The organism is Parachlamydia sp. (genome assembly GCF_050255895.1).
Taxonomy (GTDB): Bacteria; Chlamydiota; Chlamydiia; order Chlamydiales; family Parachlamydiaceae; genus Parachlamydia; species Parachlamydia acanthamoebae.
The window spans coordinates 1-15,478 of the sequence record NZ_JBFWIR010000073.1; the positions used below are offsets into that span (position 1 = coordinate 1).

The window sequence follows — 15,478 nt, forward strand, 5'->3', positions numbered from 1 at the left end:
AATGGAACCTTTTCAAATATCCCTGGAGAAATGTGTTGCTATTTAGTAGAATTCGCCCATAAAAATTTTTCGGAATGGCACTCTGCAAATGTTAAAAAAAGCCTTTATCCCGCATTTTATTTTTTTCTTTTATCTGAATCTCTTAAATTTAATGATCTTCCAGCAGCTCAAATGCTACTGACTGGGGTTCTCAAAAATTTTGCAGAAGCCCATATCTATTATTTTGAAGCCTTATGGCGTCAACAATTATTTTATTCTCATATGGATGCTACGCAAATGTTTTTTGAATTTATTCACAAATGTCCGAACAGAAAAAAGGCCTTAAAGCAATGGGCTATTCACCTAGCTAAAAGTAAAGACATCGTGTTTTTTAAAAAAATCTCCGATGTTTTTTTGGCCTATTCTCAAGCAGAAACGTTTTTGGAGTACATCTATATTTTTCAGTACACTTTCATTAAGTATTTAAACTTTCTTTCATTGAAAGATTTTTCCAAACTAGCCTCTTACATGCCTACTTCAACAAGTGAAACAATGACGCTGGCCTATAAAACTTTTAAAAAAGCTAACTTATTAGAAAAAACATCCCCACCAATAATCACCATAGACTAGGTTTTTTTATTTCCAGTGATTTAATCTTAAAGCATTGAAAATCACAGAAATAGAACTTAAACTCATGGCAAATGCCGCAACAATGGGATTAAGCAACCACCCAGTAAATGGGTATAAGATTCCTGCAGCTAAAGGAATTCCTAAAGCATTATATATAAAAGCGAAAAATAGATTTTGCTTAATGTTTTGCATGATTGTTTGGCTCAGTCTAATGGATTTTGCAATGCCAAGTAGATCGCCTGAAATCAAAGTCACATCTGCGCTTTCCATCGCGACATCTGTGCCAGTCCCCATCGCAATTCCCACATCAGCTGCCGCCAAAGCCGGAGCATCATTAATTCCATCTCCAGCCATGGCTACATGGTTATCTTTGCTTTGCTGGTTTTTTACATAGATTTGTTTTTCATCTGGTGAAATCTCGGCCCGAACAACATCTATGTTCAGTTGATCAGCCACCGTTTTAGCCGTTTTTAGACGATCTCCTGATAGCATGACAATTTTCTTCCCCATGCGATGCAATTCTGAAACGGCTTGTTGCGTAGTGGATTTAATTGGATCGACCACAGAAAGCAAACCCGCGGCTAATCCATCTACAGCCACATATAATAACGTTTCATTTCCCTCTGTCCTCTGCTCAAGTTCTTCAAGTAATGGCAAATTTTGGATAGAGTTTTCTTTCAAAAAAGGAAGATTCCCCACCAGAATATCGCTTGCATCCACTTTTCCTTTTATCCCGCGACCAGTCTCTGAAACAAAATCGTCTGATTTAGCTATTGGAATAGAACGTCTTTTAGCACCTTGAACGATGGCTTCAGCAAGAGGATGTTCACTATTTTGTTCAAGGCCTGCCACCAAATAAAGCAAATCTCTTTCCTTCCAGGCACCTACAGCAAAAACCTGATCCAATAAAGGTTTGCCTTCAGTCAAGGTTCCTGTTTTATCAACGACAATAGTTTGCACCTTTTCAAGTTTTTCTAAAGCTGCAGCATTTCTAATTAAGATGCCCTCTTCGGCTCCTCGTCCAATTCCAACCATAATGGACATGGGAGTCGCAAGTCCAAGTGCACAGGGGCAGGCAATAATCAGCACGGCAACGGCATTCAATAATCCGTAAATAAAAGCAGGCTGAGGTCCCCATGTATACCAACATATAAATGTTAAAAAAGAGATCAAAATGACAAGAGGGACAAAATATCTTGCAATTTGATCTGCCAAGCTTTGAATCGGAGCTCGACTACTTTGAGCTTCCGCAACCATCTGCACAATTTTTGCAAGCTGAGTCTCTTTTACAATTTTGACTGCACGCATCAATACGCTTCCCGTTTGATTTATTGTTCCAGCAAGCAAGGCATCGTGCCCGCTTTTTTCCACTGGAATTGGCTCTCCCGTCATCATCGCCTCATTAAAAACACTTTTTCCCTCAATAATCACGCCATCTACCGGTACTTTATCACCTGGCTTGATCCTGAGAATGTCCCCCTTTTGAACGTCATCAACTGGAATTTCAGTTTCATTCCCATCTTTTATCAACCAAGCCGTCTTAGCTGCTTTGCCTAAGAGCGTTTGAATCGCCCGGCTTGTTTTACTACGTGCTCTTAATTCAAAAACTTGACCTAACAAAACAAGAACAGTGATTGTGGTTGCTGTTTCAAAGTATAAGGGAGTTTCGCCATGATGATGCAAGTTTTCAGGGAAAAGAGAAGGAAAGAATAGAGCCATAACACTATACAAAAATGCAGCCCCAATTCCCAATGAAATTAGGCTAAACATGTTGAGATTCCATGTTTTAAAGGATTGCCAACCTCGTTCAAAAAATGGCCAACAACCCCACAGAATAACGGGTAAACTTAGCACAAATTGCAGGAATCTAAATATCCATGACGAAAAATAGGAAGAAAAAAACATTCCCCCCATGGCAATCAGAAATAGAGGAATCGTAAAAAGCAGCGAGATCCAAAATCGCATCTGCATATCGTGTAATTCTGAATTTTCCTCTTCTACTGTAAACATTTTAGGTTCAAGAGCCATTCCACAAATAGGACAAGAACCTGGATGGTCTTGCTCAATTTCTGGATGCATAGGACATGTATAAAGTTTGGCTTGAGTACTTTTAAGAGTCTTCCCAAGATATTTTTCAGGATTTTGCTTAAATTTTTCCAAGCAAAGTTTGCTGCAAAAAAGATAAGCTTTTCCTGCATGTATCAACTGACCTGCGGCATACTGTTGATCAACGGTCATTCCACATACAGGATCTTTCTCTGAAAAATTTTCCACTATCCACCCCCTAACATCTATTTTTTTTGAGTATGCATTTAAAGTAAGATTCGTTATACTAGATGTACCATTTTTTAAACTTTAAATTTTTTATTAGACAATGTTACTTTCTCTTGCATATTACGGAAATCCGATTCTTCGGAAAAAAGCTATTCCAATTGAAAGAATTGATGATTCAATTCGACAACTAGCAACAGATATGATTGAAACGATGCATGCAACAAACGGCATTGGCTTAGCAGCAAATCAAATCGGTCAATTACTTTCCATCTTTGTCACGTGTGTTCCCATTGCTCAAGATGATGGGACCTGGATCGACGGCAAGGATCGTGTTTTTATTAATCCAAAAATTTTAGCATATAGTCAAGAGTTTCAGGTTTTTTCTGAGGGTTGCCTTTCCATTCCTAAATTATTTTCAGACGTTGCTCGCCCAGAAAGTATTAAAATCCAGGCAATGGATTTAGATGGAAACGTTTTTGAAGAAACAATGACTGGATATGAAGCGACAAATTTCATGCATGAAAATGATCATTTAAACGGTGTTCTTTTTATTGATCGTCTTCATCGCACAGAAAGAAAAAAAATAGAGCCGATATTGCAGCAAATCAAGAAAAAATACGCTCTAAAAAAATAAGAAAAGACTTGATATAAAGCAAAGGATGTTCAATTTTGATCTTAGAGACTCGAGAGGATCTAAGAGATGTACGAAGCATTTGATATTGAGTATCTTAAGGAATTAATTCGTTTGCACAATCAACCCGAGATTGAGCAAACGATTAAAACCTGCCTGCCAGCTGATTTAGCAGATCTCCTCTCCGACCTATCCGAAAAAGATCAAAAATACTTCTTTGAGATACTTCCTTCAGATGTTGCCACAAAAGTTTTTGAATTTTTAGACCCTTCAACTCAGTTAGAAATTTTGAAACTTCTCTCTGCATCAGAAGTTTCAAATCTGTTAAATGCGATCGCACCTGATGATCGCACGGCCTTTTTAGAGAAACTCCCCCCCAAATCGTTGAATGAATATCTAAGACTTCTTTCCCCTCCCGAACAAAGCGTTGCACTGAAATTGCTTGGCTACCCAGAAAATAGCGTAGGGCGTTTAATGACACCCGACTTTCTTGCTGTCAGAAAAGAATGGTCCGTAAAACAAGTCTTGGACTACATCAGAGCTTATGGACATGACAGTGAAACAATCAATCTCATTTATGTCGTTGATGAAAAAGGTAAATTGCTGGATGACATCAAAATTAAAGAGTTTTTGTTCGTTTCGCCTACCTATAAGGTGAGCGATTTAATGGATAATTCATTTATTGCACTTAATGTCACTGACGACCAAGAAGTTGCAGTTAATAGCTTTAAAAAAAACAATCGCGGGGCCTTACCTGTTATTGATTCTCACGGCATTTTAAAAGGAATTGTAACGATTGATGACGTTCTCTTCGTTGCAGAAGAAGAGGATACGGAAGATATTCAAAAAATTGGAGGTGTGGAAGCCTTAGAAGATCCATACATGGAGTCCCCCCTTTTGCTGCTCATCAGAAAAAGAGCCTTTTGGCTCGTTATATTATTTGTAGGAGAACTTTTTACGGCATCAGCCATGGCATTTTTTGAAGAAGACATTGCAAAAGCAGTTGCGCTAGCGCTATTCGTACCATTGATCATCTCTAGCGGGGGTAATTCAGGATCGCAAGCTTCATCTTTAATTATCCGCGCATTGGCTTTGGGTGAGATCACTCTAAGAGATTGGTGGAAAGTCATGGGACGCGAAATCATCTCTGGTCTTTTGCTTGGCTCAGTTCTAGCAGTTATTGGGTTTATTCGCATTGGAATTTGGACACTTTTTACTGATATTTACGGTCCACATTGGTTTTTACTGGCCCTCACAGTAAGCCTTTCTTTAATAGGAGTTGTCACATGGGGAACGATTATGGGTTCGATGCTTCCCCTCTTAATCAAACGTTTAGGCGGAGACCCCGCTCTTTCTTCGGCACCCTTTGTGGCCACCCTTGTTGACGTTTCTGGGATTATTATCTATTTCAGTATTGCCCTTCTTATTCTTAAAGGAATTATGTTGTAAATAATTTTTTTCAATTCCAAGCTTATTTGCTATAGACATAAATTGACTTTTAGTTAGAAAACATTGTAAAATGTATTACATATATTGCAAAAGGTTTTATGTCTAAAATTAATTTTTTTACGCCTATTATTTATAATTCTCCGCATACATTTAAATCTTCCTTTCTTAAAAAGGCGGATAACTACTTTCATTTAGGAGGAAAAAAAGCATATGTCATTGGTCAAACAAAAAACAAACAAGAAAAAGTGATTCTCTGTGAATCCAAAGTCTCCTTGTTTGTTAAGATTGGAAAAGTCGCTTCCTATTTCACCGTCATTACACCTCTTTTTATGCTAGGAACGAAGGCTGTTTTGCGATCAAAACATCACTTTAAAATAATTGATCCAAGGAGAAAATTAGAAAAAAATATCGATATATCCCAAGACACTGTCTCAAAAATCGAAAAGCTCTTACCAAAAATTCTTGGAAAAAAAGATGACGATGCCATCGATTGGTTATCTACTGGCAATAATCTAGTTTTTAAACTTAAAGAAGTACCAAATCTTGTCTTCAAAGTAAATCCAACAAGGACAAGTAGAAATCGTTTTGCGAATATGATTAAAGCCAAAAGGGTTTGTTTAGCCCATCGACTAGATCATCTCGTCGTCCCTCATGCAAAACAATTTATCGTCAAACCTTCACTTTCTTCCCCACGTATGTATGCATTTATTGCAGAAGAAAACCTACATGTTAACCCAACAACAAGTGAGCAACAGGAGCTCCACCGCACACACGCAATAAAGTTAAAAGAGACATGGAAACAACTGGCTAAATTTATTGCACTCACAGAATTTAATGATGTAAAACCAGTAAACATTCCTCTTGTACCTGAAAAAAAAGGGTTTGAAGATCCTAGTCGAATCGCTCTTGTTGATCTTGAACATATGGAAAGCGCCGTTGATGGATTTTGCGGAAGCTACAATAAAAGCAATGGCTTGCTAAGCTGCATACCCGCAGAACAGATCAAAGATATTGTGAAAGAGGCAAACAAGCACGGGATAACGCTCAGCAAAAAGCTGGTACGAGCTATTGAAAAAGATCGTTTGCAAGAGATTGAGCATCACAAAAAAGTCCGTGAATTTCATGAGAAAAAAGGCATTTAACAGGTAAAGAGCTTATTCAAATTGATCTTGATTCTTTGGGGTTAGACTTAACCCAAACAGCGCATTTTGAAGCAACAACAACAGTCGAAACATGGGAAGAACAGACAGTTTCTTTAAAAATAGCGATCGAAAATATCCTCACAGAAACAAATAGGCTCATTCAAGAGAGCTCCGATCAGCAATCTATCCAGGGTCAACGTTATTTTAAGCTTCAGTTTCCCTTATATTTGAATGGACAATTGATTACTAATTATCGAAATACTCAAAACGAACCATTAGTTCCCCTTATCCTTCAAGCCCTTAAAGAATATATTTTCAAAATGGATATTGACGGATACGCCTACGATATACAAGCATAAAAAATGGCCTAAGCTTTTTAAAAACTTAGGCCATTTTTTTATTCCGAGTAAGATTGACTTAAGTGATCTTTAATCGATGCTCTAAGAGATTCATGTGGAACGAAAACACCCGTTAATTTTTTTCGGGTTATAGGTGACGACCCATCTAGCTTATACCATTTCTCGATAGCTTCACGCTCATAAGTGCATCCATCGCTAGCCGTAACAGGATCTGTCATATAATCATGTGTAATTGGGCATGTCATATCTTCCTGCTTAAAAGTAGGTGCTATACACGCTTCGTTCTCCACCTCATGGGAAACATATATCTCTTTTTGAGGGATGGAAGGATTAAGCTTTCTCTCCCATTCTTTCTTTAAAAAATCGATAAATTTTATGCATACCCCATTTCTAGTGATTTCTTTTTGGCTAATTCCGGCAATATGCACGATTCTTTCTAGCTTTTCCCAATACAATTGGGGATCTTTTTTAGTTTTCTCTATAATGGAATAGTACCCTTTAAAAATGGGAATTGGTTCTTCTAATTTTTCCTTTTTAAAAACCGTTACTTTCTCTAGATTTTTTTGAAATTCTGAGGAAATTATATCCTCTGCGATTCTGAGTTCACGGTTAATTTCACGCGCTTCGAAATATAATTTTGAAAGTACAACTATAATGGCATCGGCCTCTGTTGTAATGGCTAAAGTCAATAATTTACTGGTTTGAAGACATAATTGTGGATTCGCCTTATGACGAAGAGGCAAAATACCTGCTGATTTAAGATCTTTGTGAAGAGCAGATGCTTCTACATCTACAGTTTCGCCACATGAGTCTAAAACGAAGCATTTTTTTTGATATTCAAACACTTCATCTTTAATCAAAGACAGGCATTCTTTGTAGGCTTTTTGTGCAGGAGTAGGAAGGCGGTCACTTCCAATAAATCGCTTATATTCACTTTTTAAATGACGCATAAAACTCTGTTCCCCGCTATCCAGATTTACTTTAGTTTTATGCACGCCCATAATTTTAGCAAATAGCTTAAGCTTATCCCAATAAAGCCTCGGCGATCCTGCATCACTTAAATCAAGAATACGCGCACCTCTATCTTTCAATTCCTTTATTTCTGAAGGCAAAACGATACACTTTTCAAGAAGAAAAACGGTTGTTTTTTTTGCATCATCTAATAAGTCTTGATGACACCTAATTTCTTTAAGGTGTGCTCTTTTTTCATGATAAGTTTTTGTATAAACAACAATTGTAGCTGTACTCGGTTTTTCTTTTTGTGTGTTGTGCAAACAACCAGCCATTCTTAATTCACCTACAATGCCGTAGGCTTCACTATCCAGATCAAAGTCTCCTCCTCTTGGGTCGACAACGTTTACGAATATGTCAGATCGATCGTTTTTTTGACTATTAAGGTATACCAGCATTTGTTCAAATGCTACAGAATGTGGCAAAGGATCAGCTCGTGGTGTTTTTCTTTCACACATCCATGAACGGGCCATTTCATTTTCAGCTTCATCTGAATGAGAAGAAATAGCCTGAACTTCCCCTTCCACAAATTCCCTTGGTCTATCTAATGCTGAAAGGTTAAGAGTCGATACGTTTGGCCATTTTTTTGAAAGGATTCTAACAATAGGTGGTTTCTCTATTCTCTCAATAAGTTTTCCTATTCTTTCTTCCCATTTTTTTTCCAAATCCATCATAAAATGACCAGGGAGAATGTGCAAACCCACAGCAACACAAATCCCCTTCAGAATATTTAAATAAAATTGTTTTGGTTCCAAAGAATTGAATAAATTAACAGACCAATTGTCGCAATTATCTTTATGGGGTGCCTTTTTGGGTTCAAAAAAAGCAAATGTGACAATTCTTTTGTTTTCAATTTTTAAAAATTGAAATAAAAATTCGTTTGTCCATTCCCCCTTCTCCTCGATCTCTATACGGCAAAAAACATCATGTTTACTTACATTTTCATAATTAAAAAGAAATTCACGCTGATTGGGCTCTTTTTTAATCATATCTATTCCCGCTTCTTCAAAATAGCGGTACATCTCTTCAAAACGATCATTAACAATACTCGGAATCACAATAAAACATTTAGGCACACATTCAAGTTGGGAGAGTTTGCTCTTAATAAGGGCCAAACACTCTTTGAATGTTTCACTGCAATTTCTAGAATCCCTCTCACGAGAAAAAATGGTTGAAATTTGTCTGGCGGGATGATCATTACTTACCAATGTAAAATCCCAACAAAAACATGTACGACAGATGGAAGATTCACGAAGAAATTTGATTTTTTCATGAGGTATAATGTTCAGAATGGAGCTAAGCTCATCACATCTCATTTCTTTTTTTATACATCCTTTGCCCCAAATCTCCAATTCTACTAAGTGAGAATCATCTTGAGGAGGTTCTATTATGACAGATTCAATGAGCGAAGGATTCACGCTGAAATTCGATGTCGTAGCGTAAGAGGATGATGGTGCTTCCATATATTTTCCTTTAGCAATTGATAAGCAGACGTTTGTTTATTTAAATATTCGATTTCAAGATCTTAAAACGATTCTCTAGGCAAGAGAACCTTTCCAGGTTAACAAAAAAATTCGCCTAAAATACTCTCTAAGTACGCTTTAGAGTTCACTCTTCAACATGAATCTTAACGACCGCAAATTATCATAGACACCTTTTATTGAATAGATCTCTTTTAGAGAATGCTCTGCGCATGAAAAAAGGAATACCGGCATGTTTTGTTTTTTTGAAATAGGTCGGTGGGCTATTTAGGTGGCCATAAGTTATGATCTTGAAAATCATTAAATAAATTTATCTAAAACTCAAAAAAATAACCTTATTTATCAATTGCTAAAAGCCTTAAAGCATCTGTATGCTAAAGGTTATTATGTGCACCGAGATATTAAAGAACACAACATTTTATGGAAAAAAGATGAAAAAGATCGTTAAATTTTAAAACTTTCTGATTTCGAAATGACTTGCAAAAAGGATTGGAAATTTAAATATGGTTACAAAGGAACCCCTCAATATATATCACATGAAATAAGTAAAATATGAATAAAATGATCTTATATTCCCCATATTAAATCGAAAATTTCAGATCTTATGAAAAATGAGATCTGGGCTGTAGGATTATTATCTTATCAATTATATTTGTGTAATTTCTAGCATTTTATTTTAAATTCAATAACGATTGAATATTTTTTTAATGCTTTATCCACTGTTCGAGAAGTAACAGAATTAGATCCATATAAAGCTGAGAACGATTTAATTGCAAAAATATTACAAGTTAATCCAGGAAAATGCATTTCAGCAAAATAAGCACTTGAAAAGTTTTATACTAATCAGTTATTTAATTAAACAATTTATTAATTCCAAATTAAGAGTAGTTGTGGTATAATTTTTGCAAAAACACATAACAAAAAGCATGGTCATGAATTACTCGTCACAATTAAGTTTATCGTCACTAAGTTTAACTACTACTAATCATCAAGATTTAGAATCTAAATCAAAGATCTCCATAGATAAAATCTTAATAGATTTAAAACCTTTAAAAATAAATAATGAAAAAATTATCAGATGTTTTGCTAATCTTGAAAAATATAGAAACATGTATGCCGAAGCTTTAAAAGAAAAAGGCATTGATTATTTTGAAGTTAAAAACATAAACCCTTTCAAATTTGTAACAAGACTAAAAAACGATAATATCTATTACTATCTTGATTTAAATGTTAAGCTAGGAGATGGCACTGCCAAAACCGTAAAAAGTTATTATGATTGCCAGAAAAATACTTTCGTGGCTTTAGCTTTTATTAATTTTCAGCCCGAAGAAGAAGAAGCATGCTTAAAAAAAATTCAAAAAGAATATAAAATATCTAGAAAATTTAATCCTATTCTTAATCAATCTATTGTAAAAACACGCTTTCTTCTCAAAGGATCCAATCATTTTGTCATTGGGGCTGAAAAATGTGATGCCCCTTTAACAAAGCTATTCACTTATGAATTACCTGAAAATGTAAAAGATTCGGTTATGCAGCAAATTCTGGGCATTTTGAGCAAACTGCATGAAGCTGGATACGCCCATCGTGATATTAAAGAAGACAATATTCTTTTTAAAGTTGAGGGTGATGAAATTGTGATAAAAATCGCAGATTTTGGCTTTGCTTGCAAAAAGGATTGGAAGCCTAAATATGCATGGAGAGGAAGCCCTCGATATACTGCCCCTGAAGTAGGTCGAATAAAAGAAATGGGGAAAGAAGAGTTTTTTAGCCAAGTAGATTTAACTAAAATGGACATGTGGGCAGCTGGTTTAGTCTGTTACCGCTTATTTAAAGAAACTTGGCCTCCTTATTTCTTAGCTTCTAAAAATCTCAAAGAGTGCTTGGACAATGCCTTCAATCTCACACACATCCCAGGCCTCAATCCTAATGACCCGCGTGAAAATCTGATCTCAAAAATGTTGGAGATAGATCCAGCTCAACGTATCACCGCAGCTGGTGCGTTAGAAGCAGCTAAGGAATTAAATTCGTAAGTTTTATCAAGGCCTCCAAAAATGCTTGGAGGCCTTTTATCTTTACTTTTGATCCATCTTCATGAGATAGATCTTTGCTTTTTCCCCATTAAGATCCCACTCCTGCCCATCCACTTGATCAAGAAAATCTACTTGAACAGCCAAGACTTCGCTCCGAATGTAATCTCCATGTTTAATAAAGCATGCTTTGACTCTATCCGTTGTTTCTAATTGGATACAGATACGATCAGTTACAGCAAAGCCCCCTTCGCGACGCATGGTGTTCACTTTATTGATCACTTCGCGTGCTAATCCTTCAATGAGTAAAGGTTCCGTTAACACAGTATCTAAAGCAATGGTGATAGTGCCCGCATTTGCGGCGATCATCCCTTCATGGACAGAACGCTCAACTTGAACATCCTCACCTGTTAAGAAAATGGTTTCTCCATCCAAAGTAATAGGTAAGCTTTTTCCTTCCAAAAGATCTCCCAGTTGAGCCTGTGTTAATTCATCAATCTCCTGCTGAGCAGCCTTCATTAGCTTGCCCACCTTTTTCCCAAGAACCCTAAAGTTTGGCTTTGCCTTAAGACTTACCCACTCGGTTTCATTCAGGCTGAATTCAACATTTTTGACATTGAGCTCTTCTGCAATCAAATGTTGTTGATCTTCTAAGAAGTGCAAAACATGCGGATCTGGAGAAGCAATGTGTACAGCAGCCAATGGTTGACGTACTTTTAATTTATGCTCTTTACGTAAGCCATGTCCTAAACTGACCACCGTTTGCACAGCTTCCATTGCAGCTTCCAATTCTTGATTACGCAGTTCTTTTTGATAAACGGGATAATCGCACAAATGGACAGACGCAGGCATTTCTTCACGACGCAAATTGTTATACATGCTCTCTGTCAGAAACGGAATAAAAGGAGCTGCGATTTTTGTTAGCGTCAATAGAGTCTGATAAAGCGTGGAAAACGCTTGGTGCCGATCTTCATTAGCTTCTTCTTGCCAAAAGCGTCTTCTCGAACGACGAATATACCAATTGGTCAATTGATCCACAAAAGTTACGAATGGTTCAACAGCCGCACTCAAATCATAGGCATCCATTCCCTCTTCCACTTGATGGACCAATTTATTGAGGAGTGACAATAACCATTGATCAATGACCGCTCCGGGCTTTAAATCTTCATTAGCAGAAGGCGTCCAATTGTAAATACGGGCATAAGTTACAAAAAAGCTGTAGGCATTCCACATGGGAATGAGGATTTGTCGCAGGACAAGCTCCACCCCTTTTTCAGAAAAGCACAGATCATCTGCACGTACGGCTGGGCTATGCATCATGTACAGGCGAACAGCATCCGCTCCATATTTTTCTACAACCGTTGTCGGATCTGGATAATTGCGAAGTCTTTTCGACATCTTCGCTCCATCTTCGGCCAGAATAATTCCGTTTACAATCACATTTTTAAAAGCAGGTTGATCAAATAAGGCTGTAGACAAGATCGTAAGGGTATAAAACCATCCTCTTGTTTGATCAAGACCTTCTGCAATAAAGTCAGCAGGAAAGTTATTTTCAAAAAGTTCCCGATTTTCAAACGGATAATGATTTTGGGCGTAGGGCATCGATCCTGATTCAAACCAGCAGTCAAAAACTTCTGTCACGCGTTTAAAAACTTTTCCATTTCGTTCAATGACAAGATCGTCAATAAAATGGCGATGCAGATCTTCTACTTTTTGACCGATAGCTTCTTCTAATTCTGCTATGCTACCGATGACGATCAACTCTCCATCTTCTGCTCTCCAACTTGGGATAGGAGTTCCCCAGTAACGATTTCGACTTATGGCCCAATCGCGAGCCCCTTCTAGCCACTTTCCGAAACGTCCATGCTTAATGTGATCAGGTGTCCAATGAATTTCACGGTTTGAAGCTAAAAGACCATCTTTAATTTTTTCTACAGCCACAAACCAAGTGCTCATCGCACGATAGATCAAGGGAGTATCGGAGCGCCAGCAGAAAGGGTAACGGTGATGTAGAGTCCCATGATGGAAAATTTTTCCTTCCCCTTTTAAACGTCTGATAATATCTTTGTCCGCATCCTTAACAAAAAGTCCTTCATATTCGGGGATTTCAGATGTAAATAATCCATTGGTATTCACAGGGCAAACAAGTTCAATTCCCGCTCTTTGAGCAGCATAAAAGTCCACTTCGCCAAAAGCTGGAGCACAATGCACAAGCCCTGTTCCCTCATCAGTCGAAACACTACCTTCCTCAATCACACGGAAAGCACCATCCTGAGCCCGATCAGCAAAATAGGAAAAGGCCGGCACATAGCGGAGACCAACCAACTCTTTCCCTTTCATGTGTTGCACAATGGAATAGCTAGCTTCGTCTTTAAAATTGAGAGGAAGATTTGGCTGAGCCAAAATGTAATATTTGCCTGATGCGTGTTCTTGAATTTTGACATAATCAATCTCAGGACCAACTAAAATAGCCAAGTTGGAAACCAGCGTCCAGGGAGTCGTCGTCCAGATCAATAAGGAGGTATTGGGATCATTTTCTAAAGGAAAAGCCACCGTTAACGAAGGATCATCAACATCTTTATAATTTTCACCCGCTTCAAAATTAGACAAAGGAGTGCCTAGCTTTGCTGAGAAAGGCATCACTTTAAAGCCCTCATAAACTAGGCCTTTTTCATAAAGTTTTTTGAATACCCACCACACAGATTCCATAAATGACACATCCATGGTCCGGTAAGTATTCGAGAAATCTACCCATCGCCCCATACGCGTAACCGTTTTTTTCCATTCTTCCGTATAACGCAACACAATCTTGCGACATTCTTCATTAAAATTGGCGATTCCAAAAGCTTCGATCGATGCAGCTCCAGAGAGGCCTTGGCTTTTCTCAATCTCATTCTCAATGGGCAGTCCGTGACAATCCCAACCAAAACGGCGTGGAACGCAAAAGCCTTTCATAGTTTTATAGCGGGGAACGACGTCTTTAATTGTTCCTGCGAGAAGGTGTCCATAGTGCGGGAGTCCCGTTGCAAAAGGAGGGCCATCGTAAAATGAAAATAAGGGAGCTTCTTTTCTCTCTTGAATAGAACGAATAAAAATATTGTCCTTCTCCCAAAAATTTAAAACTTTTTTTTCTCGTTCGTCAAAAGATTCATTGCCAACGGGTTCTAACATAGATAATCCTGAATGCCAAAAGTTATTAAAATTGTGTCAGTGGAATTATACTAAAAAAAGAAATAAAAATGAGCGGAAATATTCGTTCAAAAATACACTACTAAAAAATGAAGCTGACTAAAAGCTCAATAGTGACAAAAAAGCCAGAGAAGATTTGCCAAAATAGTGCTTTCTGCAAGACAAAATAATTTAACCTTATTATAACAGTATTTGATATTCATTATATACACTTTGGAATGAACATGGAAGGAATCGCGGGGATTGTATATCCAGACATTTTTCAGATGAACAATTTAAGCGTTCCCCTCTTAAATGCTCTGAAAATGCGCGGAGGAAATGTTAGCGATTCGTATACTTTTCGAAACATTGAGTTGGGATGCGTTGGAACAAAACTTTTTATACTTCCTAAAAAAAATATTGTACTTGCTTTCGATGGAAATCTTTACAATTTAAAAGATTTGCATAAAGAACTCACAAAAACGATTCAAGCTCCTCTAAAATTAAATGTGCGAGAATTAATATTGGCCGCCTATATCTGTTGGGGGCCCTCCTTCTTAAAATATCTCGATGGTGACTTTGCACTCGCTATCCTTGATCAAGAAAAAGAAAGGATGATTATCGCACGGGATCGAATTGGAAAAAAACCCCTTTATTGGTATCACCAATCTCATTATTTTATTTTTGCAAGCGAATTAAAAGCAATTTTAGCAACGGGAGTTGTCGCACAAACCCCTGCTATAGATGCATTTGCTGCTTATCTGACTTTTGGCTATGTTCCGCAAGATATGAGCCCCATTCAAAACATCTGCAAACTTCTGCCTGGTCATTATCTGCAATTAAACTTTGATGGCAGCAAATTTATTGAGTCCTATTGGTCTTATAGTTCCTATTTTAAAAAGTCTTCAAATGACTCTAAGCGCACATTACTTAGTCAACTCGATGCTCTGATTTACCGAAGTGTCGAGGCTAGAATGCCTGAAAATAAACCGGTCGGATGCTTTCTTTCAGGGGGTTTGGGGTCTGCAAGCATTGCTTATTATATGCGTAAAGTTCTTGAGGAACGCCCCTTTGCAGCTTTTACGGTTGGTTTTGAAAAAGAAAACGAAGAAGACGTCAAAGCTGCAAAAGAAACTGCACAGCAGTTTCATTTGCTTCACTATACTGAACAAATTCCTCCATCCGATCTGTTGTCTGATTTAGTCAAAATTATATGGTATCTCGATGAGCCATTAGCAGATCCCAATATTGTGGCAACGTGGCGACTTGCTAAGCTTGCTTCAACTAAAACACATACTGTGTTTTCGGGCATGGGGAGTGATGAAAT

At 37.5% G+C, this 15,478-nt stretch carries 10 protein-coding genes and 1 pseudogene; 8 read left to right on the forward strand and 3 right to left on the reverse strand.

The window, feature by feature from the left end; all coding sequences use genetic code 11:
* Nucleotides 1–609: pseudogene (locus AB7E63_RS11440) on the forward strand (hypothetical protein); the annotation flags it as partial.
* Nucleotides 610–615: 6 nt separating this feature from the next.
* On the opposite strand, the gene AB7E63_RS11445 reads toward AB7E63_RS11440, so the two are convergent.
* On the reverse strand, nucleotides 616–2,883 hold the full coding sequence (locus AB7E63_RS11445) for a heavy metal translocating P-type ATPase (protein ID WP_428419547.1): 2,268 nt from the start codon (nucleotides 2,881–2,883) through the stop codon (nucleotides 616–618).
* A 100-nt stretch (nucleotides 2,884–2,983) separates the two neighbouring features.
* Here AB7E63_RS11445 and def point away from each other — a divergent pair, with 100 nt between their 5' ends.
* The 4 genes from def to AB7E63_RS11465 all read left to right on the forward strand — a co-directional run bounded on the left by def (nucleotide 2,984) and on the right by AB7E63_RS11465 (nucleotide 6,464).
* Entirely contained in the window at nucleotides 2,984–3,517 is a 534-nt protein-coding gene (gene def / locus AB7E63_RS11450) for a peptide deformylase (protein WP_006340914.1), read from the forward strand.
* Between the two features lie 66 nt (nucleotides 3,518–3,583).
* On the forward strand, nucleotides 3,584–4,963 hold the full coding sequence (mgtE, locus tag AB7E63_RS11455) for a magnesium transporter (protein ID WP_006340915.1): 1,380 nt from the start codon (nucleotides 3,584–3,586) through the stop codon (nucleotides 4,961–4,963).
* Nucleotides 4,964–5,061: 98 nt separating this feature from the next.
* Nucleotides 5,062–6,105 carry a hypothetical protein gene (locus AB7E63_RS11460; RefSeq protein ID WP_006340916.1) on the forward strand — a complete coding sequence of 348 codons (1,044 nt, stop codon included), beginning with the start codon at nucleotides 5,062–5,064 and terminating at the stop codon, nucleotides 6,103–6,105.
* A gap of 35 nt (nucleotides 6,106–6,140) precedes the next feature.
* Complete coding sequence (locus AB7E63_RS11465) at nucleotides 6,141–6,464, forward strand: hypothetical protein (RefSeq protein ID WP_006340917.1); 324 nt, start codon at nucleotides 6,141–6,143, stop codon at nucleotides 6,462–6,464.
* 38 nt (nucleotides 6,465–6,502) lie between these two features.
* Here AB7E63_RS11465 and AB7E63_RS11470 read toward each other — a convergent pair whose 3' ends face one another.
* The gene (locus tag AB7E63_RS11470) at nucleotides 6,503–8,938 is read right to left on the reverse strand and encodes a U-box domain-containing protein (protein WP_013924862.1); all 2,436 of its coding nucleotides are present in this window, start codon (nucleotides 8,936–8,938) and stop codon (nucleotides 6,503–6,505) included.
* 322 nt (nucleotides 8,939–9,260) lie between these two features.
* Between AB7E63_RS11470 and AB7E63_RS11475 the strand changes: the two genes are divergently transcribed.
* Together AB7E63_RS11475 and AB7E63_RS11480 are read left to right on the forward strand one after the other, a co-directional pair.
* Complete coding sequence (locus AB7E63_RS11475; RefSeq protein ID WP_079978228.1) at nucleotides 9,261–9,404, forward strand: protein kinase domain-containing protein; 144 nt, start codon at nucleotides 9,261–9,263, stop codon at nucleotides 9,402–9,404.
* Nucleotides 9,405–9,888: 484 nt separating this feature from the next.
* Nucleotides 9,889–10,986 carry a protein kinase domain-containing protein gene (locus AB7E63_RS11480; RefSeq protein WP_036746102.1) on the forward strand — a complete coding sequence of 366 codons (1,098 nt, stop codon included), beginning with the start codon at nucleotides 9,889–9,891 and terminating at the stop codon, nucleotides 10,984–10,986.
* A 42-nt stretch (nucleotides 10,987–11,028) separates the two neighbouring features.
* Here AB7E63_RS11480 and ileS read toward each other — a convergent pair whose 3' ends face one another.
* Nucleotides 11,029–14,154, reverse strand: coding sequence for an isoleucine--tRNA ligase (gene ileS, locus AB7E63_RS11485; protein WP_428419551.1), 3,126 nt, complete (start codon nucleotides 14,152–14,154; stop codon nucleotides 11,029–11,031).
* Nucleotides 14,155–14,396: 242 nt separating this feature from the next.
* Between ileS and AB7E63_RS11490 the strand changes: the two genes are divergently transcribed.
* Nucleotides 14,397–15,478 (forward strand): asparagine synthetase B family protein (locus AB7E63_RS11490; RefSeq protein WP_428419553.1); only part of this gene is annotated, 1,082 nt, incomplete at its 3' end.

What these genes read in the sequence shown, in the direction of transcription:
- def (WP_006340914.1), top strand. Translation starts at nt 2,984, where the DNA reads ATGTTACTTTCTCTTGCATATTACGGAAATCCGATTCTTCGGAAAAAA.
- mgtE (WP_006340915.1), top strand. Translation starts at nt 3,584, where the DNA reads ATGTACGAAGCATTTGATATTGAGTATCTTAAGGAATTAATTCGTTTG.
- AB7E63_RS11460 (WP_006340916.1), top strand. Translation starts at nt 5,062, where the DNA reads ATGTCTAAAATTAATTTTTTTACGCCTATTATTTATAATTCTCCGCAT.
- AB7E63_RS11470 (WP_013924862.1), bottom strand. Translation starts at nt 8,938, where the DNA reads ATGGAAGCACCATCATCCTCTTACGCTACGACATCGAATTTCAGCGTG.
- AB7E63_RS11480 (WP_036746102.1), top strand. Translation starts at nt 9,889, where the DNA reads ATGAATTACTCGTCACAATTAAGTTTATCGTCACTAAGTTTAACTACT.
- ileS (WP_428419551.1), bottom strand. Translation starts at nt 14,154, where the DNA reads ATGTTAGAACCCGTTGGCAATGAATCTTTTGACGAACGAGAAAAAAAA.